This is a genomic window from Roseococcus sp. GW821-FHT12F05 (assembly GCF_058806835.1).
The window spans coordinates 467,665-490,458 of sequence record NZ_JBXAQB010000001.1 but is presented as its reverse complement, the minus strand read 5'-3'; the positions used below and the strand labels follow the sequence as shown (position 1 = coordinate 490,458).

At 71.1% G+C, this 22,794-nt stretch carries 21 protein-coding genes; 9 read left to right on the top strand and 12 right to left on the bottom strand.

All coding sequences use genetic code 11. The features are described 5' to 3' along the window. The first annotated feature begins 59 nt into the window (after positions 1-59). Genes AC1ROY_RS02505 through AC1ROY_RS02490 form a run of 4 tightly spaced genes read left to right on the top strand, consistent with a single transcriptional unit; the run spans position 60 to position 6,441 of the window. The gene (locus tag AC1ROY_RS02505; RefSeq protein WP_493146828.1) at positions 60-1,049 is read left to right on the top strand and encodes an alginate O-acetyltransferase AlgX-related protein; all 990 of its coding nucleotides are present in this window, start codon (positions 60-62) and stop codon (positions 1,047-1,049) included. Then, positions 1,049-1,750 (top strand): ABC transporter permease, encoded by a 702-nt coding sequence (locus tag AC1ROY_RS02500; protein WP_493146825.1) that lies wholly within the window; start codon positions 1,049-1,051, stop codon positions 1,748-1,750. Before AC1ROY_RS02505 ends, AC1ROY_RS02500 begins: the two co-directional genes overlap by 1 nt. Before the next feature lie 40 nt (positions 1,751-1,790). Continuing rightward, positions 1,791-5,699, top strand: coding sequence for a cellulose biosynthesis protein BcsC (locus AC1ROY_RS02495; protein ID WP_493146822.1), 3,909 nt, complete (start codon positions 1,791-1,793; stop codon positions 5,697-5,699). Between the two features lie 7 nt (positions 5,700-5,706). Next, positions 5,707-6,441: a GDSL-type esterase/lipase family protein gene (locus tag AC1ROY_RS02490; RefSeq protein ID WP_493146820.1), complete on the top strand. Its 735-nt coding sequence runs from the start codon at positions 5,707-5,709 to the stop codon at positions 6,439-6,441. A 308-nt stretch (positions 6,442-6,749) separates the two neighbouring features. Here the strand turns inward: AC1ROY_RS02490 and AC1ROY_RS02485 are convergent, their stop codons facing one another. Next, positions 6,750-7,853: an alginate O-acetyltransferase AlgX-related protein gene (locus tag AC1ROY_RS02485; RefSeq protein WP_493146816.1), complete on the bottom strand. Its 1,104-nt coding sequence runs from the start codon at positions 7,851-7,853 to the stop codon at positions 6,750-6,752. A gap of 13 nt (positions 7,854-7,866) precedes the next feature. Then, positions 7,867-9,285: an MBOAT family O-acyltransferase gene (locus tag AC1ROY_RS02480; protein WP_493146813.1), complete on the bottom strand. Its 1,419-nt coding sequence runs from the start codon at positions 9,283-9,285 to the stop codon at positions 7,867-7,869. 272 nt (positions 9,286-9,557) lie between these two features. On the opposite strand from AC1ROY_RS02480, the gene bcsD reads away from it, so the two are divergent. Continuing rightward, positions 9,558-10,040, top strand: coding sequence for a cellulose biosynthesis protein BcsD (gene bcsD, locus AC1ROY_RS02475; RefSeq protein ID WP_493147439.1), 483 nt, complete (start codon positions 9,558-9,560; stop codon positions 10,038-10,040). 64 nt (positions 10,041-10,104) lie between these two features. Here bcsD and AC1ROY_RS02470 read toward each other — a convergent pair whose 3' ends face one another. The 3 genes from AC1ROY_RS02470 to AC1ROY_RS02460 form a co-directional block, all read right to left on the bottom strand. Further along, complete coding sequence (locus AC1ROY_RS02470) at positions 10,105-10,500, bottom strand: DUF2237 family protein (RefSeq protein ID WP_493146810.1); 396 nt, start codon at positions 10,498-10,500, stop codon at positions 10,105-10,107. A gap of 161 nt (positions 10,501-10,661) precedes the next feature. Further along, on the bottom strand, positions 10,662-12,251 hold the full coding sequence (pckA, locus tag AC1ROY_RS02465; protein ID WP_493146808.1) for a phosphoenolpyruvate carboxykinase (ATP): 1,590 nt from the start codon (positions 12,249-12,251) through the stop codon (positions 10,662-10,664). A 161-nt stretch (positions 12,252-12,412) separates the two neighbouring features. Next, on the bottom strand, positions 12,413-13,135 hold the full coding sequence (locus AC1ROY_RS02460) for a HugZ family pyridoxamine 5'-phosphate oxidase (protein WP_493146805.1): 723 nt from the start codon (positions 13,133-13,135) through the stop codon (positions 12,413-12,415). A gap of 58 nt (positions 13,136-13,193) precedes the next feature. Here AC1ROY_RS02460 and AC1ROY_RS02455 point away from each other — a divergent pair, with 58 nt between their 5' ends. Next, a complete protein-coding gene (locus tag AC1ROY_RS02455) occupies positions 13,194-14,036 on the top strand; it encodes an AraC family transcriptional regulator (RefSeq protein WP_493146803.1) in 843 nt (280 codons plus the stop codon). Between the two features lie 72 nt (positions 14,037-14,108). Then, positions 14,109-14,810: a response regulator transcription factor gene (locus AC1ROY_RS02450; protein ID WP_493146801.1), complete on the top strand. Its 702-nt coding sequence runs from the start codon at positions 14,109-14,111 to the stop codon at positions 14,808-14,810. A gap of 134 nt (positions 14,811-14,944) precedes the next feature. Here AC1ROY_RS02450 and AC1ROY_RS02445 read toward each other — a convergent pair whose 3' ends face one another. The 7 genes from AC1ROY_RS02445 to AC1ROY_RS02415 all read right to left on the bottom strand — a co-directional run bounded on the left by AC1ROY_RS02445 (position 14,945) and on the right by AC1ROY_RS02415 (position 21,183). Next, positions 14,945-15,574, bottom strand: coding sequence for an HAD family hydrolase (locus AC1ROY_RS02445; RefSeq protein WP_493146798.1), 630 nt, complete (start codon positions 15,572-15,574; stop codon positions 14,945-14,947). Then, on the bottom strand, positions 15,571-16,908 hold the full coding sequence (locus tag AC1ROY_RS02440) for a hydrolase (RefSeq protein ID WP_493146796.1): 1,338 nt from the start codon (positions 16,906-16,908) through the stop codon (positions 15,571-15,573). The genes AC1ROY_RS02445 and AC1ROY_RS02440 overlap by 4 nt, the downstream gene beginning before the upstream one ends. A 2-nt stretch (positions 16,909-16,910) precedes the next feature. After that, positions 16,911-17,882 (bottom strand): Bug family tripartite tricarboxylate transporter substrate binding protein, encoded by a 972-nt coding sequence (locus AC1ROY_RS02435; protein ID WP_493146794.1) that lies wholly within the window; start codon positions 17,880-17,882, stop codon positions 16,911-16,913. A 61-nt stretch (positions 17,883-17,943) separates the two neighbouring features. Beyond that, a complete protein-coding gene (locus tag AC1ROY_RS02430) occupies positions 17,944-19,029 on the bottom strand; it encodes a GGDEF domain-containing protein (RefSeq protein WP_493146792.1) in 1,086 nt (361 codons plus the stop codon). Positions 19,030-19,105: 76 nt separating this feature from the next. Next, positions 19,106-20,026: an AEC family transporter gene (locus tag AC1ROY_RS02425; RefSeq protein WP_493146790.1), complete on the bottom strand. Its 921-nt coding sequence runs from the start codon at positions 20,024-20,026 to the stop codon at positions 19,106-19,108. A 7-nt stretch (positions 20,027-20,033) separates the two neighbouring features. Continuing rightward, the gene (locus AC1ROY_RS02420) at positions 20,034-20,564 is read right to left on the bottom strand and encodes a hypothetical protein (RefSeq protein WP_493146788.1); all 531 of its coding nucleotides are present in this window, start codon (positions 20,562-20,564) and stop codon (positions 20,034-20,036) included. A 55-nt stretch (positions 20,565-20,619) separates the two neighbouring features. After that, positions 20,620-21,183 carry a bactofilin family protein gene (locus tag AC1ROY_RS02415; RefSeq protein ID WP_493146786.1) on the bottom strand — a complete coding sequence of 188 codons (564 nt, stop codon included), beginning with the start codon at positions 21,181-21,183 and terminating at the stop codon, positions 20,620-20,622. A 166-nt stretch (positions 21,184-21,349) separates the two neighbouring features. On the opposite strand from AC1ROY_RS02415, the gene AC1ROY_RS02410 reads away from it, so the two are divergent. Beyond that, positions 21,350-22,327 carry an adenosine kinase gene (locus AC1ROY_RS02410; protein WP_493146784.1) on the top strand — a complete coding sequence of 326 codons (978 nt, stop codon included), beginning with the start codon at positions 21,350-21,352 and terminating at the stop codon, positions 22,325-22,327. Further along, on the top strand, positions 22,324-22,794 hold the full coding sequence (locus tag AC1ROY_RS02405; RefSeq protein ID WP_493146782.1) for a hypothetical protein: 471 nt from the start codon (positions 22,324-22,326) through the stop codon (positions 22,792-22,794). The genes AC1ROY_RS02410 and AC1ROY_RS02405 overlap by 4 nt, the downstream gene beginning before the upstream one ends.

Sequence of the window (22,794 nt, the reverse complement as noted above, 5' to 3'; positions counted from 1 at the left end):
AAGCTTCCGATGGCGCTTCGAGGGGCGGAAGGCGCCCTGCATCAAGGAATCCGCTGAAGATGCCCGTGGTTCAGTTCCTCCGTCGCAGCCTGCTCGCGGCACCTGCCCTGTTGGCGACTGGCGCTTCCGCTCGGCGGGTCGGCGCGCAGTCGGGCCTCGTGACGGTCGGCACCCAGGGTTGGCTCTTCCCGGTCTGGGACAAGATCGACGGTCTCGACCAGGGTTCGCTGCGCGACACCGTCCAGGTCCTCACCAACGCCGTCACGGCGCTGCGGGCCGGGCGGATGGACGTGGTCATCTGCCTCATCCCATCGCGCAAGCGGCTGATGCGGCAGCATATGCCGCCTGGCTCGCGCTACTCGCCGGAAGTGGAGCGGCGCTACAACTTCCCGCTCACCGAGATGCGCCGCGCCGGCGCCCTCGTGCCTGATCTGGACGCGCATTTCCGCAGCGTGATGCAGCGCGAGCCGAACCGGCAGCTCTTCTGGAAGACGGACACGCACTGGACGCCGGTGGGGGCTGAGGTCACGGCCATCGAGGTCGCGCGGCAGATGCGCGAGCAGCTCGGCATGCCACAGAGCTCGCGACCCGGCACGCGGCTTGGCGACCTCCGGCCGATGACGCTCGCTGCCGGCGATCTCTCGCGCTACGTGGCTCAGGCGCAGCGCGCGGCCTACGGCGCCGAGGAGTCCTGGATCCGTCAGATTCTTGGCGTCGAGGGCCCGGCTGCGCTGCTCGAGGACGACACGACGGATGTGACCATCGTGGGCACCAGCAACGTGCAGCCGCGCTTCGGCTTCCAGCCGGTGCTGTCCAATCAGATCCTCCGGCCAGTCGGCCTCTTCTGGAAGCCGAACAACCTGGGGCCGTACTTCGCCCTGCTCGAATATCTGAAGAGCGAGGATTTCCGCCGCAACCGGCCGCGTGCCCTCGTCTGGAATCTGCTGGAGCCCGATATGGTGACTTCGACGAACAACTCCGCCTGGGGCCAGGTCGCGATGTCCGCGGCGACCTTCGTCTCCGAGATCCGCCGGCTGGTGGGCGCCTGATGCGCGCGCTCCGCACGGTCCTGGCCGCCACCCTCCTCGCCGCCCCCCTCGCTGCCGCGCCGTTCGCCGTCACGAACGTCCTCGCGCAGAGCCAGGTCTATGATCCCGTGCCGCCGCGCGGCTCGGCTTATGTGCGCATCGTGAACGGCCTGGTGGGCGAGGTTCAGGCGCGTCCGGACTTCCTGCCGCAGCAGCGCCTCGGCACCGCGCCGGCGCAGCGCGTCATGGCCTATACCGCGGTGGAGAACGTGGCGGGTCGCCAGCTCCGGCTCGAGTTCCAGGAAGGCCAGGCCCGCGGCACGGCGACGATCCGCGTCGAGCCCGGCAGCTTCAACACGATCCTGCTGCACCCGACGGCGGGGGGCATCGGCGCCACCGCCGTGGTGGACACGGCGGACTTCAACCAGACCCGCTCGCGCATCGCCTTCTACAACGTCCTGCCGGACTGCCCGGCCGCGGCCCTCGCGCTGCTGCCCTCGGGGCCCGCGGTCTTCGAGGGCGTGCCGGCGCTGGGCACCCGCGCGCGCAGCGTGAACCCGGTCACGGCCCAGGTGCAGGCGAGCTGCGGCACCCGCGCCGCCGCGCCGATCGCGCTGCAGGGCCTGGAGGCGGGCGGCATGTACAGCATCTGGCTCATGGGCTCCGGCAGTAATGTCGCGGGCTTCATCACGCGCGACACGACGGCCCGGTACCAGCGATGACGCGCCCGGCGGACTGCGAATGACACAGGGGAGGGAGACGATGCCGCAGCGGATCTTCCGGCGCGAGCGCCAGGACGCCCTGCGTTCGGCTCCCGCCGTCGCCACGCTTGCGGCGCTGCTCGCCGCCGCGCCGGCCCAGGCGCAACTGCCGGCCGACGTCCGCGTCTCGGGCGGCGCGGCGACCACGAATCTCGTCGACCAGGCGCAGTTCTGGCAGCAGCAGGGCCAGCCCGAGCGGGCCCTGCAGTCCTACGAGCGCCTGCTGGCCGTCGAGCCGAACAATGTCGATGCGCTGGCCGGCGCGGTCGAGACGGCCGCCATCAGCAACCAGACCTCGGCGGCGCAGCGCCACCTGCAGCAGTTCCGCCGGATTGCGCCGCAGGATACGCGCCTGCCCCGCCTGACCGAGCTGGTACGGCTGCTCAACGAGGATGCCGAGACCCTGTCCGCCGCGCGCGGCCTCGCCGCGGCGGGGCGCGGCGCCGAGGCAGTGGCGCGCTACCGTCAGCTCTTCCGGGACGGCAATGTCCCCTCGGCGCTGTCGGCCGAATACTACCAGGTGCTGGCCGCCTCGTCCGAGGCCGGCTATCGCGAGGCGGCGCAGCAGCTCAGCCAGCGTGTGGCAGCGGCGCCGGACGATCTGCGGCTCGCGCTGACCTACGCGCAGATCCTGACCTATCGCGAGGACACGCGCGCCGATGGCGTGGACCGGCTGCAGCAGCTGGCCGGCCGGCCGGGCGTGCGCGAGCCGGCGCGGCTGGCCTGGCGGCAGGGCCTGCTCTGGCTCGGCGACGATGCCGAGACGGCGGCGCGCATCGAGACCTATCTGGCCCAGTTCCCGGGCGACCGTGAGCTCGAGGCGAAGATGCGTTCGGCGCAGCGCGGCCTCGCCCCGGGCCAGGAAGCGCGAATCCTGGGCTGGCAGGACGTTGACCGCCGGGATTACGCCGGCGCTGAGCGCCGGTTCAACTCGGCCATAGCGCTTGACGAGAGCGATGCCGAGGCGGTGCTGGGCCTCGCGGTGCTCCGGAAGATTCAGAACCGGATGCCTGAGGCGCAGCGGCTGCTGGAGCGGGCCATCGCGCTGGCGCCGGACCGTGCGGAGGAGTTCACCCGCGCGGTCGGCGATCTCACGCCCTATCAGAATCTGCGCGGCGGCCGGGGTGGCGGCGGCGGCGGTGGCGGCTACGTGGTCGGTCCGTCCGTGCAGGCCTGGCGCCTGCTCGGGCGCGGCGACCTGGACGGCGCGGACCGTCTGGCGCGCCGGGCGCTGTCGGGCCGCGGCCAGGAGCGTCTGGACGCGGAGATGATCCTCGGCCAGGTGGCGCTGCAGCGCCGGGATTTCGTCACGGCCGAGGCGCGCTTCCGCAATGCGCTGGCGCTGCGGCCGAACCAGCGGGACGCGCAGACCGGTCTCTACTTCGCGCTCGCCGGCCAGAACCGCATCGCCGAGGCGGACGCGTTGCAGCGCGAGGCGGGCATCGCGATCGCCGGCGCCGGCAGCGCACGGGCCATCGCCATCCGCGACCGCGCCGCCCTGCTGGACGATCCGGAGCAGCGCCTGGAGGCGCTGCGCGGCGCGCTGGCCCAGGATCCCGGCAATGCCTGGGTGCGCATGGACCTCGTGCGCCAGCTCAAGGCGCTGGACCGGATGGAGGAGGCGCGGGCGATCCAGGCGCAGATGGAGCAGGACACCAGCGCCGACAATTCCATGGCCGCGGCGCTGCTGGCCATCGAGGACGAGCGCTACGGCGCGGTGGTGGCGCTGCTGGACCGCGTGCCGGTGCGGCTGCGCAACAGCGACACGAACCGGCTGCTGGCCAATGCGCGGCGCGAGTACGAGGTGCGCCAGGTGGAGCACCAGGTGCGCGAGGGCCGACCCGGCGCGCAGGAGGCGCTGCTCGCGCTGGCCAATCGCCGCGACCCGTCCTTCGCCAGCGGCCCGGCGGTGGTGCGCGCCTTCGCGCGGCTGGGCGACAGCCGCGGCGCGGGCCTCGCCGCCCGCGCGGCGCTCTCCGCCAACCCGATGACCACGGCGCAGAACCGCATCGACCTCGCCTCGGCGCTGCTCGACGCCAACCGGATGGAGGATGCGGCGGCGCTGCTCAACCCGCTCGCCGCCGACAGCCGCATCCCCGCCGAGACGCGGCGCGAGCTCGCCCGCGTGATGGAGCAGGGCACCGTCCAGCAGACCGACGCGCTGAACTACCGCCAGGCGCCCGAGGAGGCCTACCAGGCGCTGCGGCCCAACCTCGAGGTGCAGCCCAGCAGCGTGCCGCTGAACATGGCGCTGGTGCGGCTCTACATCAGCGCGAACCGCTTCGACGAGGCGCGCCAGCTCGCCCAGGCAGTGCTGGACCGCGAGCCGCGCAACCTGCTGGCCCGCGTGACGATGATCGACGTGGCGGCGGCGCAGGGCCGCTTCCGCGAGGCCGAGGCGCTGCTCACCGAGACGGCCTTCTTCTACCCGGGCGACAACCAGGTGCTGATGGCCGAGAGCCGCCTGGCGCGCGCCCGCGGCGACTATGTGCGCACGCTGCAGGTGCTGGAGCGGGTGGCCTCGCGGCGGCTGGAGCATCTGCGGCAGAGCGGGCAGATCGTCGAGGCGGAGCAGACGGCGCAGGCCTTCAGCCCGACGCGCCGGGCGACCACCTCGCGGCTGACCGATCCGACGTCGGTGCAGATCGCCCAGGAGCTGGTGCGGGCGCGCGACGAGGCGGCGACCTGGCTGCAGGCGGGCATCCAGATCCAGAACCGCACGGGCGAGGCGGGCCTGTCGCGCGCGCTGACCGTGGTGGCGCCCGTCGAGGTCTCCACACCGGTGCCGGGCATCGGCGGGCGCGTGGTGGTGGGGCTGGACACGGTCTCGATGAACGCCGGGCGGATCGGCAGCAGCGTCGCGGCCGGGCGGCAGTTCGGCACCAACGCGCTGATGGCGCCGGCGGATTTCCGCCGGCCCAACGCGGCGGTGGACGGCTATGCGCTGCGGCTGGCCTACATGCGCAACAACTTCCGGGCCGACTTCGGCTCGACGCCCATGGGCTTCGCCAACCCGACGGTGGTCGGCGGCGTGGAGGTGGTCCCCCGGATCAACGAGCAGTTCCGCGTGCGGCTGACCTTCGAGCGCCGGGCGATGACGGACAGCATCCTGTCCTATGCGGGCCAGCGCGAGCGCAACTGGCCGGTCAACTGGGGCGGCGTGGTGCGGACCGGCGGGCGGGTGCAGCTGGAATACACGCCGGCGGGCCGCTGGGGCGCCTATGCCGGGGTGGGCGGCTACACGATCGACGGGCAGAACGTGCAGTCGAACAAGCGGATCGAGGCCTCGATCGGCGCCTACTACAGCGTGCTGCGCCAGCCGCACCAGAGCCTGACGCTGGCCGCCGGCGCCTTCTACACGGGCTACGACAACAACCTCAGCGGCTTCACCTTCGGGCAGGGCGGCTATTTCAGCCCGCAGCAGAACATCCTGGGCCAGGTGCAGGCGGAATACATCGCCCGCTGGGGCGACTGGTCGTTCCGCACGGTGGGCGGCGCCGGCTACCAGAACTACCGGATGCGCTCCAGCGCGATCTTCCCGACCAATTCGGCGCTGCAGTCGCAGCTCGAGCAGGCCGCGGCCCTGGACAGCTCGCTCGCAACCCGCAATCCGAGCCAGCGCAGCGACGGGCCGACCGGCTCGATCTTTGCCAATCTGGAATACGCCATCAACCCGAACCTGCGCGTCGGTGCCGCCGGCCGCTACGAGCGCGTGGGCAACTGGGAGGAGGGCGTGGGCTTCTTCTACCTCAGGTGGCGCCTCGACCGGCCCCGGTCCGACCTGCTGCCCTTCTACGAGGGCGCGCCCTATCCGACGCTCAACGTCAACGACCCCATCCAGGGGAGCTTCCAGCAGGGGAGGCCGGAATGGGTCCAGCTCCCTCAAGGATCCACCCGCCCGACCTGGTGACATGAGAATGCGGCACGCGCTCCTGACGGCGGCCATGGCGCTCGGTCTGGCCGCCCCGGCCATGGCGTCCTGTCCCGTCCCGCCGCGGGGGCAGCCGCTCCCTGTCGAGGCGGTGGCCGGCCTGCAGCCCTGGCCGCCCTGGCGCGTGGCGGTCGATGCCATGACCGACCGGCTGCGGCGCAGCAACGTCTCGCCCGCGCGGCTGGTCTTCCTCGGCGATTCCATCACGGAAGGCTGGCAGGCGCAGATCTTCCAGCAGTTCTACGGCCACCGCGCGGCCATCAACCTCGGCATCGGCGGCGACGCGACGCAGGGCATGCTGTGGCGGCTGGAGAACGGGCACTGGCCGGCTGGGCTCCGGCCGCAGCTCATCGTGCTGATGATCGGCACGAACAATCTCGGCTACGGCTCGACGGCGGAGAACACGGCCTTCGGCATCGGGGCGATCATCGCGAAGCTGCAGCAGCTCTCGCCGGGCTCGCGCATCCTGCTGCTGGGCATCCTGCCGCGCGGCCCCACGGTGGCGGATCCGGTGAGGCCGCTGGTGGACCGGACCAACCAGCTCATTGCGTCCTGCGCGGACGGGCGGCGGGTGATCTTCGCCAATCCCGGGCCCCTGCTGCTGGATGGGGCGGGCAACCTCGCCGACTACGTGTCCTTCGACGGGCTGCACCTCACCATGGTGGGCTATGCGATCCTCTCGACGGCGATCGAGCCCGTCCTGCGGCAGAACCTGCCATGAGGTGGTAAATTCTCACAATGAGAGACAATTATCTATAAATAATACAATTAAATCACTTCCTGGTTGCAAATTCTGCTGGAATGCAAGCAATCGGTGTCGCAATAATGCTCCGACATTCCCCATCGGAGGCAGTCCAGAATGGCCTATCCCACGAACGAGGACGCCCGGGACCTGACCGAGGCCAGTCCCTTCAAAACACTGCTGCGCGGACTGATCGCGCCCGACCGGAAGCTGCATGACGCCACCTGGCGCCAGCTCGATCGGCTCAACAGCCGTCCGGGCGTGGCGGCCGAGATGCGGCCGCCGCGCTACCGCGCGAAGAACTCCCGCTCCTCGGGCGTGATCGGCTGGCTGATGACCCTCTCCGGAATCTCCCAGATGATCAGCCGCGGCGGGCTCTCGCGGAACGTCGCTCCCGCGAAGTAGTCCGAGGCGGCACCGGAGAAGCCGCCGCCGGCGCGAGCGAGGTTCGTGACCTTCGCGCCCAGCGCCTCCTGCAGGGCGCCGTGGAAATTGGCGTTCACCGAATAGGACGAGCCGATCAGCGCCACCTGCGGCGCGCCGGCATCGTCCAGCAGCCCGCCGCTGGCCTCGGGCTCGCTGGTATGCGCCAGGTGCTGCCGGTCGATCGGCGGGCGCAGCCCGTCGGGCAGGATGTCGAGGCCCATCAGCCGCAGCAGGTCGCCCGGCCCCGGCGTCAGCGCGGCGTCGCGGGTCGTGGTGAAGCCGCCCGGGCGGTCGAGGGCGACGCCCTGCGCGCGCGCGGCGATGGCCTGGGCCGCTGCCGCCGCGCCGTCCTGGTTCCAGTGGGTGTCCGTGCGCCAATAGGCATCCTGCCGCGCGGCCAGGGCCTGGAGCGGCGGCAGCAGCGAGACGGGCGCGAGGTCCTTCGCCGCCAGCGCTGCGAGGAGCCGGTCGTAGCGCGCGGCGGATTGCGCGGAGAGCGGCGCGCCGCAAAGCCGGTCGCCATGCACGCGCGCCTTGTCCGGCACGACAGCCACCACCAGCGCGATGCCTCGCGCGGCCAATCGGTCGCGGATGCGGGCCAGGGCGTCCACGCGCTCGGCCATGACGGCGTCGGCGTCGGGCCAGGGGCGCAGCTCCTCGTTGAGGAAGAGCCAGCCGTCGCAGCCCACCCGCACCTGCGGCCCGCCGGAGCGGAAGAGCCCCCAGCGGAACAACCCGCCGGCGGCGCGTGCCCAGGGGTCGATGGGCAGGTTGTGCGCCATGATGTGGTTGATCGCGCCGGCCGTCCGCCCGGCGAGGAAGGCCTCGCCGTTCAGGGTCGGCTGGAGGCGCTGCTGCGCGGCGGGGAGCGCGATGGCGCGCACGCCCTCGGACAGGCCCCAGGCCAGGATGGCGATGACCAGCACCGCCTGCCAGGTCGCGATCTTTCGAAGCCAGCTTTGCATGGGGGCGGCTCCCTCAGAACTGGAAGTAGAGGAAGGGGACGGCGGCGCGGCTGTAGAGCAGGATCATGCCCAGCACGAAGCCCGCCATGGGCGCCGCCGCCCAGCAATAGCGCCAGAAGGCGCCCATCTCCTCGACCGGCCGCTGGAAGGGCAGCCGGTCGCCGAGCAGCGGCAGGTAGATCAGCACCACCGCGATCGCCATGCACCACCATTGGTCCGGCGTGACCTGCCAGGCCAGCGCATCGGTGATGTGAAGGCTGCTCGGGACAAACATCGCGCCGTACATCGCGATGGCGCCGTGCATGTCGTGCGCCCGGAAGGCGACCCACCCGATGATCACGATGAGCATCAGCAGGATGTTGCCGAGGAAGTAGGGCATGGGGCCATGCCCGGCGCCGCGCCAGGCGCGGTGGATGGCCAGCCAGCCGCCGTGCCAGAAGCCCCAGAAGATGAAGGTCCAGTTGGCGCCGTGCCAGAAGCCGCCGATGACCATGGTCATCAGCAGGTTGACGTAGGTGCGCACGGGGCCTTTCCGGTTGCCGCCGAGCGAGATGTAGAGGTAGTCGCGCAGGAAGCGGCTCAGCGTCATGTGCCAGCGCTGCCAGAATTCCTGGATGTTCCCCGAGAGGTAGGGGTTGTTGAAGTTCTCCGGGAAGCGGAAGGCGCACATCTGCGCCAGGCCGATGGCCATCGCCGAATAGCCCGCGAAGTCGAAGAAGAGCTGCAACGTGTAGCCGATGGCGCCGGCCCAGGCATCGGCCATGCTCGGATTGGGCAGCGCGTAGACCACGTCCACCATGGGCGAGATGGTGTCGGCGATCAGCACCTTCATGCAGAAGCCGATCATGAAGCGCCGCGCGCCGAGGCCGAACTTCTCCAGCGTGTGGACGCGGTGCTTGAGGTCGTCCTCGATCTCGGCGTAGCGCACGATCGGGCCGGCGATGAGCTGGCTGAAGATGGCCTTGTAGGCCGCATAGGCGATGAAGTTCCGGCTCACCGGCACGGTGCCGCGCCACACGTCGACGAGGTAGCTGACCGATTGCAGCACGTAGAAGGAGAGGCCGATCGGCAGGATGATCTCCGACCAGGGCGTGGGCGTGAGGCCGATCGAGCTGATCGCGTCGTTGAAGGTCTGCACGCCGAAATTCGCGTATTTGAAATAGGCGAGCACGCTCAGGATCACGGTGAGGCCGAAGGCCAGCAGCCGGTTCTTCACCGGCCCCGCGGGCGTCCGGTCGATCAGCCGCGCCATGGTGAAGGTGAAGACCGTGACCGCGACGAGCAGGCCGAGGAAGTCCACCCGCCACCAGGCGTAGAAGCCCCAGGAGAGGATCAGGATCGTCCAGTTGCGGTGGCGTGCCGGCGTCAGGAAGTAGAGGGCGAAGAACAGCGGCAGGAAGAGGAAGAGGAATTCGAAGGAGGCAAAGATCATCGGCCGCGATCCTCACTGTGGGGATTCGTCCGGGACAGGGCCGCATCGCGAGAGGCGGCGACGCAATCGAATGCGCAGGCCATTGACTTTCCTCGATTCGCGGGGGGACGCAGCCACGGCCTTAGCATCGACGACTCGGGTTTTGCAATGCCCGCCATGCGTGTTTTCCGGGCGTGTTGCGCGCCTGCCAGGATGACCGGCAAGCGGATTTTCCCCGCCCGGTTTTCTGATTTATGGTCTATGCCATCGCGAAGGATTCGTGGGGCTTGCTCGTGCCGGACCAGATCACCGAACAGAATGCGCTCACCTATTTCGCGCGCCGTGGCGTGGCCGCGCAGTGGCGCATCTTCCTGCGCGCGATGATGGAGACGCTGGAGGGCCATCTCGACGCGCCCGGGCGCGAGGGGATGATGCGGCTGGTCGGCGCCCGCATGGCCGCGCTGATGCCGCTGCCCGCCTGCGCCACGCTTGCCGAGCTCGAGACGCGCATCAACGACGCGCTGGCCGCGGTGGACTGGGGCTATGTGCAGATGAGCCTCGACATGAACAACCGCACCATGGTGCTGCGCCACGTGGCGGCGCCGCTGGTCGGCACGCATGCGGATCTGAACGGCACCTGGATCGGCTCGGTGCTGGAGGGGCTCTATGCGGGGTGGCTCGGCAGCCAGCCCGGCGCGGAGCCGACGGTGCCGGTGCGCAAATGGTCGCCGGACGGCGCGGCGCTGCTGCTGCGCTACGCGAAGATCGCGGCCTGACGCAGCGGGAGCGCTCTCTCGCCAGGGCTTTTGGCCCTGGGCCCTTTTGCGGATCGACGGCGTTTCATGCGGCGTGCGCGCGCAGATGCGCGATGGCGGTGACCTGCAATGTCGCCTCGTGCGTGGCGGCGAGCACGACCTTCGGCGCGAAGCCAGCCCGTCGAGCCTCCTCCCAGCGCGGCGCGCACAGGCACCAGCGGTCGCCGGGCTTCAGCCCCGCGAAGCCGTATTCCGGGCGTGGCGTGGAGAGGTCGTTGCCGGTGGCGCGGGAGAAGGCGAGGAACTCCGCCGTCATCTCCGCGCAGACGGTGTGCAGGCCGACATCGTTCTCGTCGGTGTTGCAGCAGCCGTCGCGGAAGAAGCCCGTGAGCGGCGCCATGCTGCAGGGCAGGAGCACGCCGCCGAGCACATTGTGCGCGACCGGCCGCTCCTCGCGGCGGGGGATGGAACCGTCGGGCATGCGCCCCTCTCATGAAGCGAGACGCGAACAGTAACACCGCGCCTTTGGGGAATCCGGCCGCAACTGCGGCCGGCGCCGCCCAACCAACTTAACAGCCGCGCTCCAGTGGCGCGGCGAAGCCAAGCGCGCGGAGCGCGCGCCCGGCGTTTGAGGGCGAAAAACTACGCCGCGGCCTTGATGGCGGCCGCCAGCACATCCTCGCCGACGGCGCCGGCGAAGGTCTCGAAGTTCTTCTCGAACAGGCCGACCAGCTTCTTCGCCGTGGCGTCGTAGGCCGCCTTGTCCTGCCAGGACTCGCGCGGGTTCAGCACGTCGGCCGGGATGCCCGGGACGGCCTTCGGCATCGCCAGGCCGAAGAAGGGATCCGTCACGTACTCCACCTTGGCCAGCGAGCCGTCGAGCGCCGCGCGCAGCAGGGCGCGCGTGTGCTTGATCGACATGCGATGGCCCGTGCCGTAGGCGCCGCCCGTCCAGCCCGTGTTCACCAGCCAGACCTGTGCGCCGTCGCGGGCGATCAGGCTTTCCAGCATGCGGCCGTAGACTTCCGGGTGGCGCGGCAGGAAGGGCGCGCCGAAGCAGGTGGAGAAGGTCGCCTGCGGCTCCTTGCCGAGGCCCTTCTCCGTGCCGGCGACGCGCGCCGTGTAGCCGGAGAGGAAGTGGTACATCGCCTGGGCCGGCGTCAGCTTGGAGATCGGCGGCAGCACGCCGAAGGCGTCGGCCGTCAGCATCACCACGGTCTTCGGCAGGCCCGCCATGCCGCCGGGCTGCGTGTTCGGGATGAACTCGATCGGGTAGCAGCTGCGCGTGTTCTCGGTGTAGCGGCTGTCGTCGAGGTCGAGGCGGCCGTGCTTGTCGGCGACCACGTTCTCCAGCACGGCGCCGAAGCGGTGCGAGGCGTCCCAGATCTGCGGCTCGGCCTCCTTCGAGAGCTTGATGACCTTGGCGTAGCAGCCGCCCTCGAAGTTGAAGACGCCCGTCTCGGTCCAGCCGTGCTCGTCGTCGCCGATCAGCGCGCGCTCAGGGTCGGAGGAGAGCGTGGTCTTGCCCGTGCCGGAGAGGCCGAAGAACAGCGCCGTGTCGCCGGCCTTGCCGACATTGGCGGAGCAATGCATCGGCAGCACGCCCTCGGCCGGCAGCAGCCAGTTCATGACGGTGAAGATGCTCTTCTTGATCTCGCCGGCGTAGCTGGTGCCGGCGATCGCGATGATGCGCTGCTTGAAGGAAAGGCCGATCAGCGTGGTCGAGCCGGCGCGGCCGCCATCCTCGGCGGGGACCGATTCCAGCTCGGGCGCGTGCAGGATGGTGTAGTCGGGCGTGAAGCCCTCCAGCTCGGCCTCGGCCGGGCGGATGAACATGTTGCGCGCGAACAGGGCGTGCCAGGCATTGGTCGTCACCAGCCGCACGCGGATGCGGTACTTCGGGTCGGCGCCGGCATAGAGGTCCTGCGTGAACAGCTCCTTCTGGCCGCCCAGGTAGCCGCGCACGCGCTTGAGGAAGACCTCGTACTTCGCCGCGTCCAGCTTCTGGTTGACCTTGCCCCACCAGACGTCCTTCGAGGTCTCGGGCTCGTCCACCACGAACTTGTCGGCCACCGAGCGGCCGGTGTGCTGGCCGGTGATGCCGATGAAGGCGCCGTCGGCCGAGAGGCGGCCCTCGCCACGGGACATGGCATGCTGCACCAGCGACGCCGCCGTCAGGTTGGCGTGGACGTTGGCGTTGGTGATTCCGGTGCCGGCGAGGGATTCGGTCATGCGTCGTTCCCAGTGAAGCGAAGAGCCGGAAACGCCCGTGCGCCCGGTCCCCACTGTTTCGAGGAGAGTCACGTCGGAATTAGGGCAGCTAAGCTATGCTGGCAATGACATCGATCCGCATGTTTTCGTGACGTTGCGGCCGGATGCCCCGATGAGCGTCATTATTGCGGTGCAGCATTGGGCAGACGGCCCAATCGCGCCGCACGGATCAGCTCCGCCCGGATGGAATCCGGACCGGTGGCCGGGGCGGTGAAGGGCAGGCGCAGCACCGTCTCCCCGAGGCCGAGGTCCAGCCCATCCACGTCGACGGCCACGAGCTGCCAGGCACCGGCGCGGCCGCCGAGCAGCCCTTGGGCGATGGCGGACACGGCGTCCGGATGATCCTGATTCACATGCTGAATGATCTCCGCCTCGGCCGCGGCGATGGCCGCCACGGACCTCGGCTCAGGCAGCAGCTCCGCGATCCGCAGCCGGGTCGCACGGGCGAAACCACCCACCAGCAGGGCCCCTCCGGGCTTTATTCGCCAAAGCGCGAAATCACCGAAATCTGCATACAAACCGGCATAGGGATGGCGCACGAGCCAGCGCGACTTCAGCGCCGGATCCTCGATCCGCTCGGCGAGGCCGGTGAGCGTGACGCGCGGCGCCGTCTGCGGATTGGCCTCCGTGGCCGTGCCGGCGAAGAGCAGCGCGCAGCGCGGCTCGCGCATCAGCTGGCGCGTGTGCTCGGACAGCGTGGAGAGCCAGAGCAGCGGCGCGAGGTCGGGCGCGCAGGCGGGGGTGACGAGGCTCGCGAAGGGCTGCCCGTCGAGCTGCGTGGCGAGCGTGGCGGCGCGCGCCGCGCGGATGATCTTCCGGGCTTCGAAGCCCGCGTCCTCGGTCATGCCAACGGCCCTTCAACTTCGCAAGCGCGATCAATCGGGCTTGCGGCATACACCCGCCATGCCGATCAGGACCACGACCCTCACCGACCACGCCGCGCGCATCAGCCGCGCCGTCCGGCATCTCTCCGAACGGCTGGAGCGCACGCCCAGCCTGGAGGAGCTGGCCGGCGTCGCGGCCTTCTCGCCCTATCACTTCCACCGCGTCTATCGCGCGATGATGGGCGAGACGCCGGCCGAGACGCTGACGCGCCTGCGTCTTTCCAGCGCCGCCGCGGCTCTGATCCGCACCGAGCAGCCCATGGCCCGCATCGCCCGCGAGGCCGGCTACGGCTCGACCGCCGCCTTCACCCGCGCCTTCCGCGAGGCCCATGGCCTCCCGCCCGGCGCCTATCGCCACCGCGCCGGGATCGGCGCCGTCCAGGAGCACGAGATGACCGAAGTGACCTTCATCGAGCTGCCCGCCATGCACCTCGCCACGCTGCGCCATCGCGGCGCCTATACCGAGATCGGCGGGACCTTCGAGCGGCTCTCCGCCTGGGCCGGCGGAAGCGCGCTGGTCGGGCCGCAGACGCGGTTCTACGGCCTCTACTGGGACGACCCGCACACGGTGCCGGTGGACCAGCTCCGCTCCCGCGCGGCCATGACCGTGCCGGAGGGGACGAAGCTGGGTGACGGGGTCGAGGCCCTGTCCCTGCCGGCGCTGCGCTGCGCCCGGCTGCGCTTCCAGGGCCCCTACAGCGAGCTGGAGGGCGCCTACGACCGGCTCTACGGCGAATGGCTGCCGGCGAGCGGTGAGGAACCGGCCGACCAGCCGGCCCTGGAGCACTACCTCAACGACTGCCGGACCCTGCCGCCCAGCGAGTGGCTGACCGACATTCTGCTGCCGCTCAAGGCAAGGTAGTGGCGAATCGGCCACGGAGCGGTCTGTTTTGTGCCGGAATCGGCGCCTATACAGGGCGTCAAGGAGGCACCCATGCCGCAAACCATCGCCCTCGTGGACGACGACCGCAACATTCTGACCTCGGTCTCCATGACCCTGGAGCAGGAGGGCTACCAGGTCCGCACCTACACGGACGGCGAGAGCGCGCTGCAGGGCCTGATGGGCAAGCCGGCCGACCTCGCCGTGCTTGACATCAAGATGCCGCGCATGGACGGCATGGAGCTGCTGCAGCGCCTGCGCGCCCGCAGCGCCATGCCGGTGATCTTCCTCACCTCCAAGGACGAGGAGGTGGACGAGCTGATGGGCCTGCGCCTCGGCGCCGACGACTACATCACCAAGCCCTTCTCACAGCGCCTGCTGCTGGAGCGTATCCGCGCGCTGCTGCGCCGGAACGAGGCGATGAAGCAGGAGAGCAGCGGCGTCGTCGCCGGCGGGCTGCTGGTGCGCGGCGACCTCACGCTCGACGAGACGAAGCACACCTGCGTCTGGAAGGGGAAGCCGATCCAGCTCACCGTCACCGAGTTCCTCCTCGTGAAGGCGCTGGCGCTGCGGCCCGGGCTGGTGAAGAACCGCGACCAGCTCATCGACGCGGCCTATGGCGAAAACATCTACGTGGATGACCGGACCATCGACAGTCACGTGAAGCGCGTGCGGAAAAAGTTCCGCGCGCAGGACGACGAGTTCGCGCAGATCGAGACGCTCTACGGCATCGGCTACCGCTACAAGGAGCAGTAGGAGTCGTTTCGCGCCCTCAGACGCCGGGCGCGGCCTCCGGCCGCTAGGCTTCGCCGCGCGACTGGAGCGCCGGGCCGGGAAGTGGGGTGCGCGGCGCCGGCCGCGTTGCGGCCGGATTCTCCATTGATGCGCAGCTATCTGACAGGCGCGCTGAAGCAACTGCAAAGCTGCGGCAGCGACGTGATGCGGGTCACACCGCTCACCCGCACGTCATGCACCTCGCCCCAGAGGCCCCGCGGGATGAAGACGGGATGCAGACCCGCCGTGCGCGCCGGCTCCACATCGTTGTCGAGGCGGTCGCCCACATAGGCGATCTGCGCGGGCGCCGCGCCCGTGGCCTTCAGCACCTCCGCAAAAAAGCCCGGCTCAGGCTTGGACACGCCCCATTGCGCGGAGGTCGCGATGAAATCCGCGTCCAGCCCCAGCGCCTCCAGCGCCTCGGCCACGCCGGGCGGCTGGTTGCCGGCGATGCCGATGCGGAAGCCCGCCTGGCGCAGCGAGGCCAGCCCCGCGCGCACATCCGGGTAGAGGTCGGCCTCGCCCGGGATCTCCAGCCCGTTCAGCCGCGCGCGATGCGCCTTGATGTCCACATGCGGCGCCAGCTCGCGGATGGTGCCGCCGATGCCCTTCTCGGCGGCGATGCCCTCGCGCAGCTTCTGGGTGAAGGCTTCCTCGGTCAGATCCAGCACGTCGGCCCAGCCGCGGATCAGCCGCGCCTCGTCCACCAGCACCCCGCCGACGTCGAAGACGACCCAGGAGATCACCAGGTGAGCTCCATGACGCCGATACGGTTCTCCGCCAGGGGCAGGATCCGCCCGTTCAGCTTCTCCTCGTTGTAGTTGGCCCAGGTGGCCTCGCCGATGCGCGAGGCGGGGAAGGTCATGCTGGCCGAGGCGATGCTCGCCACGCCGTCGCGCTTCTCCGCGATCTCCCTGTCGTCGAGCAGCACGACGTCGCGCGGCCAGGAGAAATAGCCGCGCGGCCGCGTCATGCGCATGACGCTGGCGGCGCCGCGCTCGGCCTCGGTCAGCGGCGCGGGCGGGCGCAGGTTCAGCACCGCCGTCGAGCGCGTGAAGTAGGAGCGGAAGTGGTGCGCGATCGGATGGCCGGGCGCGCTCAGCACGATCTCGACCGGCATGAAGCGCCAGGCCGGCATGGTCACCGAGCCCCAGGACCCGTCCGTGCCGGTCGTCGCGCGGTGCACCGCATCGCCGGTGCGCTGCCCGTGCCAATCGATCAGATAGACCTCGACCGTGGCGCCGGCGACGGGGCGGTTGGTGGGCACGCCGTTGGAGAGGCCGGTGACGATGCCGCTCAGCACCGGCCGCTCCTCCGGCTGCACGGTCAGGAAATGCGGCTCGCGGCCGGCGATGTGCTTGAACTGCTCGCGGAAGGAACGCCAGTGATAGGCGGTCTCGCGATGGTCGATGCCCGTCAGCAGGATGTTGTTGGCGCCGCGCAGCGCCGGCCCGTCCTGCGTGACGCCGGTGGGCGTGCCGGGCCGGCCGACATAGCGGCCGTCGGGCTGCGCGTAGAGGTCGTTGTCGGAGCGGATGGTCAGGAAGCTCGTGCCCTCGACCACCTCCGTCGCGCCGCCGTTCAGCCGGCGCAGGAAGGGCGCGCGCGCGTTGAACTCGCTGCCCGGGTTGAACTCCCAGTTGTAGACGCCGTGGTTGGGCGTGCCGCAGGTGACGACATGGCTCACCTGGGCGGCGCCGGCCGGCTGCGAGACGAAGTCGCGGATCGGATAGCCGCCGCGCGAATTGCCGACGAGCGCCACGCGCGCCGCCCCGGTCTTCGCGCGCAGCTCGGCGACGGCCGCGGCGAGGCGCTGGGTCTGCTCGGCGGTGGAGCTGCGGTCCGGCTGGGCCACCGCATCGTCCGCGCGGGCGACCGGGTCGGGCAGGCTGATCGCCATCATGCGGTCGCGCGGCCAGAAGTTGGTCTCGAAGCGCCAGAGCGTGGTCATCCACAGCGCGGCATGGTCGCCGTTGCCGTGCACGAAGAGGATCGGCGTCGCCGCGTCCTGCGCCTGTGCGGCGCGGAGGAAGGGCAGGGCGAGCGCGGAGCCCAGCAGCGCGCGGCGGGGGAGCGTCATGTTCAGCTGTCCAGCTTGATGCCGAGCTCGCGAATCAGCGGTCGCCAAAGTGCGTTCTCGGACGCCACGAAGGCATCGAACTGGGCCGGCGTCCAGGGCTGATAGTCGATCCCGAGCCCACGCATGCGCGAGGTGATGTCCGGCGACTGGATGGCCGCGATCATCTCGGCGGAAAGGCGGGCGATGATCGGCGCCGGCGTCGCCTTCGGCACGCTCATCCCCTGCCATCCATAGGCGACCGTGTTGGGATAGCCGAGCTCGGCCATGGTCGGCACGTCCGGCGCATCGGGCGTGCGGGCGTCGGTGAGCGCGGCGAGCGCGCGCACGCGGCGGTCGCGGATGAAGGGCAGGCCGGTCGCAGTGTCGATCACCACGCAATCCACCTGGCCGGCCAGCAGGTCCTGCATGGCCGCCGGGCCGCCGCGATAGGGCACATGCGTCACGTCGATGTTCGTGCGCCGCCGCACCAGCTCCATGGCGAGGTGATGCGGCGAGGCGACGGCCGGCGTGCCGTAGGTCACCGAGCGCTGCCGCGAGCCGGCGAGCAGCCCGGCGAAGTCGGTCGGCGCGTTCTCCGGCCGCACGACGATGTAGAGCGGGAAGCGGCCGATGAAGCCGACGCCCGTGAGGTCCGTGTCGGGATTGTAGGGCAGCCGCGTGTAGAGCGCGGGGTTGTAGGTCAGGATGCCGTTGTCGACATGCAGCCAGGTGTAGCCGTCGGGCGCCGAGCGCGAGACCGTGTCGCTCGCCAGGACGGCGCCGCCGCCGGGCCGGTTCTCCACCACCACGTTCTGCCCGAGCCGCGCGGACATCGCCGCGCCGATCAGCCGCGCGAAGGTGTCCGAGGCGCCGCCAGGCGGATAGCCGACGACCCAGCGCACGGGATGGTCGGGAAAGCTCTGCGCGCGCGCCGCCAGGGGCGCCGCGGCGGCCATGGCTGCGCCCGAGCGGAGCAGGTTGCGGCGTGGCAGCATGGGGCGATGTCTCCGGGATGTCCGGCGCATCATGAAGCGACGGCGCCGGCCTTCCAAGACGTCATCCCCAAACGGCGCCCGCCTTCGGCATGGGCGGGTCGGTGCAGACGCGGTTGCGCCCGCCGCGCTTGGCCTCGTAGAGCGCGGCATCCGCGCGCTCGATCAGCTGCGCCGCCGCCTCGCCCGCGCCCGCCACCGCGAGGCCCAGCGAGACGGTCACGCCCAGCCGCTGCCCCGTCTGCCGGATGAGCAGCGACGCGCCGCCGACGCGCGCGCGGATCGCCTCGGCCGTCCGGGCCGCCTCCTGCAGGCCGGCGCCGCGCAGGATCACGCAGAACTCCTCGCCGCCGAAGCGCGCGGGCAGCGCGTCCTTGCCCACGGCCTGGGGAAGCGTCGCGGCCAGAAGGCGCAGCACGTCGTCGCCGACGTGGTGGCCATGCGTGTCGTTCACCGCCTTGAAGTGGTCCACATCCACCATGACGAGGGCAAGCGGCACGGTCGCCGCCTCCTCCAGCCCCGCCCGCAGCGCATCGTCGAATCCGCGCCGGTTGGTGAGGCCGGTGAGCGGATCGGTCGTGGCCTGGCGCCGCGCCTCGGCCAGCTCGGCCTGGAGCTCCTGCGTCTTGCGCGCGGTCTCGGTCAGGCGGCGGGCGGCGGCGTCGCTGCGGCGCGTGACCTCGCGCGTCTCGGCGACCAGCCGCTGCAGCACGGCGCCCAGCGCCTCCGGCCCGTCCGCCAACCCGTCCGAGGCCTCGCGCAGCGAGCCGCCGTAGCGCGACGCGGCCTCGCGTGCGCCGTCCATCAGGCCGACCGCTTCGGACACCGCGCCCTCCAGCCGGCGGGACATCTCGTGCAGCGAGAGCGCCTCGCGGCCCGCATCGAAGAACTGCGCGTGCAGCTCGTCCATGCGGGGCTGGGGGAGCCGTTCGCCCTCCTCCAGCGCCGCATCCAGCGCGTGGCGCAGGCCCGGCTCCGTGCCGCCATGGTAGCTGAACCAGACGAGGTAGTTCGCCGGCGTCGGCGAGAGCCCATGGCGCAGCATCGAGGCCATGGCCGCGTGCGCGAGGACGAGGCTCGGATCCTTGCGGCCAGGGGACGGCGGCACGGCGGCCGGCGGCTCCGCGATCGCGGCGGTGGAGGAGGGCATGCTCGGCTCGGTCCCGTTCGTTCCACGCCGAGGAATATCGCGACAAGGTGAACAGGAGGTTTCCGCGCGCCCCGATTCAGCCGAGCCCGGTGATCGCCTTCACCGCGATCATCCACAGCGGCAGCGTGACGACGGACAAGAAATGCTCCGAGGAGGTGATGGCCGCCATCAGCGGCGCGTCGCCGCCCATGGCGCGCGCCATGACATAGGAGGTCGCGGCCGTCGGCAGCGCCATGAAGAGCACGGCGATCATGGTGGCCAGCGGCGCGAGGCCCAGCCAGAGGCAGACCGCCAGCGTGAGCGCCGGCACGATCAGCAGCTTCACGAAGGCCGTGGCGAGCTGCAGCTTCACGCGGTCCGCCAGCGCCTCGACCGAAAGCGCCGCGCCCACCGCCAGCAGGCCCAGCGCCACCGAGGCCCGGCCGAGCGAATCCAGCAGCGGCCTCACCCCCGGCGGCAGCCCGCCCGCCCAGGCCACGAGGAAGCCCACCACGCAGGCGAGCATGAGCGGGTTGCGGAGGATCTGCCGCAGGATCGGCCAAGGCCGAAATCCCTTCTCCGAGGCGAAGGCCGCGTTGCTCACGAACTGCACGAAGGGCACGATCAGCCCCGAGGAGACGGCGCCCAGCGCGATCCCCGGCAGGCCGAACATGGCGCCCGCCACCGCGAAGCCGATGAGGTTGTTGAAGCGGATGCCGCCCATCACGACGCTCGTCATCGCCGCGTGGCTCTGGCGGTAGTGCCGCGAGATCAGCAGCGACAGCACGGTGCCGACGCCGAGCGCGATCCAGATCGCCACCAGCATGCCGAGGATCGGCACCTCGCCCAGCCGCACCGAGCCGATGGCGGCGACCAGCAGCGAGGGCAGCAGCACCCAGAAGATCAGCCGCTCGATGCCCGCCCAGATGGCGTCGTCGCGCAGCAGCCGCCGCTTCAGCACCGCGCCGAGCGCCAGCATCCCGAAGCACGGCACGAAGGCATCGATATAGGGGAGCATGGGCGCCCTATGCGCCGAGTTCGATCGGCAGCGTCTCGTTCGCGGGCGCCTGGTGCGACGCTCCGGCCGCTGCCCCCTGGGCGGCGAGGTCGCGCAGGCAGGAGGCCTCGGTCCGCTGCGCCAGCCCGCCGGCGCGGGCCTGCACATGCGCCACGCGCGGCCCGGCCTCGGAGGGGTACATCACGATGTCGAGCTGGCAGCCGCCGCCGGCATAGAGCCAGACCTCGGCCGGCCCCTCCTCGCGGCGGAGGATGGGCTCGCCCAGCGCGGCGCGCACGGCCGCCGGCGAGGCGCCGAGCAAGGCCGAAGCCACGCGCGGCGCCGGCACGGGGCGTGGCGCCGTGGCGGCGGGCCCGGCCATGCGCCCCGGGACGCGGTGGGGAACCGGAGAGGGCGGCGCCGCGGAAGGCGGCACGCCCAGGGCCTCCAGGCTCGCGCGATGGGATGCGAGTGCCGCCTGGGCCGCCTCGACCTCGCGATCCGGCCCCCCGGCGCAGGCCGGGAGAAGAAGGGGCAGGAGGAGGACCCAGCGCGGCATCGCGCGAATATCCCGGAAGAGGGTTAAGCCCGCGTGAAGATCGCGGGCTGGAAAGTCAGCCGCCCTCGCCCTGCAGCATCTCCATGCTGCCGACGATCTGGCCGCCCTCCTCGACGGAGAGCTTCTTGTACCGCGCCATGCCCTTCACCTTGCCGGTGGAGCGGATGACGAGGTTGCCGCGCGCCGTCAGCGTGCCGTCGAAGAGGCCGCCGATCTCGGCGTCCTCGACCTGGACCTCGCCGCGGAAGACGCCGGTCTGCGTCACCGAGAGCTCGGCGGCCTGGATCATCTGGCTCTCGACCGTGCCCTCGACCACGAGGCGCTCGGCATCCGTCACCGTGCCCTGGAGGCTGATGCCGCGGCCGACGATGAGCGTGCGGCGCTCCGTCTGGCCCTCGACGCGGGGCGTGCGGGCGGGCGAGGCAGGGACGGCGGGCATGCCCGGACGGGCCGGCGCGGCGCCCGGCTTCGGCGGCATGCCCATCGGCGCGCTGTTCGCGGCCGGCGCACGATAGGTCGGCATCGTCAGCTCGGCGTCGCGCGAGGTCGGAACGCTCACCGACTCCTGCGGCCCCTGGGCCTCAGAACCGTCATCCTTCTTGCGGCCGAAGATCGACATGCTGGCAATCCTTCAAGTTCCAGGCGTTGAGACAGGTTTATAACGCGGCACCTCCCCGGGGCAACGGCAGGTTGCAAATTATCCCCGGCTTATCCCTTGGGGCCTTTGCAATCCGCCGGTTTGGCGGCTACCCCTCCCGCTGCGACGCAACAGGATCCGGCCCAGCATGACCCCTCCCACGCTCGACATTCTCGGCATCGGCAACGCCATCGTGGACGTTCTTGCGCCCACGGATGAGGCCTTCATCGCCGATCGCGGCCTGCCGAAGGGCGGCATGCGGCTGATCGACACCACCGAGGCCGAGGCGCTCTACGCCGCCATGCCGGCGGGAGTCGAGAGCTCGGGCGGATCGGCGGGCAACACCTGCGCGGTGGCCGCGGCGCTGGGCGCCAGGGTGGGCTTCCTGGGCAAGGTCGCCGCCGACCAGCTCGGCGAGGTCTTTGCCCATGATATCAAGGCCGTGGGCGTGCATTTTCCCACCCCGCCGCTCTCTGGCGGCGCCCCCACGGCGCGCTGCCTGATCCTGGTCACGCCCGACGGGCAGCGGACCATGAACACCTTCCTCGGCGCCTGCGTCACCTTCGGCGAGAAGGACGTGGACGCCGCCGAGGTGTCCCGCGCCAAGGTCGTCTACCTGGAGGGCTACCTCTTCGACCCGCCGGAGGCCCAGGCCGCCTTCCGGGCCGCCGCCCGCGCCGCCCATGCCGCCGGCCGGAAGGTGGCCCTGACCCTCTCCGACCCCTTCTGCGTCGGCCGCCACCGCGACGCCTTCCGCGCCTTCGTGAAGGAGGAGGCCGACATCCTCTTCGCCAACGAGGCCGAGATCCTGGCCCTCTACGAGACCGACGACTTCGAGGCCGCCGCCGCCCAGGCCGCGCAGGAGGTCGAGATCGCGGCCCTGACGCGCAGCGAGCACGGCTCGGTCATCCTTTCCGGCGGCGAGCGGCACCTGGTCGCCGCGCAGCCCACCAAGGTCGTCGACACGACCGGCGCCGGCGACGCCTATGCGGCCGGCTTCCTGGCCGCCTGGGCCAAGGGGCTCTCCTTGCCCGAGGCCGGTCGCTGGGGCAGCATCGCCGCGGCCGAGGTCATCAGCCATTACGGCGCGCGGCCGCAGGTGGACCTGAAGGAACTCGTGGCATGATCCGCATTCTCGTCCTGGCGGCGGTGCTGGCTCCGACCCTGGCCTCCGCCCACCGCGGCGACCGCTTCGAGACCACGACCCAGCTCGCCCAGGCCGATTCCATCCGGGAGCTGCAGCGCTCCCAGGCCAATCCGGACCAGCCGCCCGGCGTGGCCGCCCAGCGGCGCGACGCGGCCGAGGTGGATGCGGCGAGCCTGGACGACGCGGCGGGCCAGCTCCAGGGCGCGCTGACGGCGCTGCGGGCGGGCCGCCCCGGGCCGGCGAACGAGTTCCTCGAGCGCGCCGAGACCCGCCTGCTCACCCGCGACACCTCCCCCACGCGCGCCGGAGAGGCGGTAACCGGCGGCCCGATCGGCCGTATCGCCGCCGCCCGCGCCGCCCTGCTGCGCAACGACCGCGCCGGCGCCCAGCGGGAGATCGAGGCTGCGCTGGTGGCGCTCGACCGTCCCTCCCGCCGCCCCCGCTGA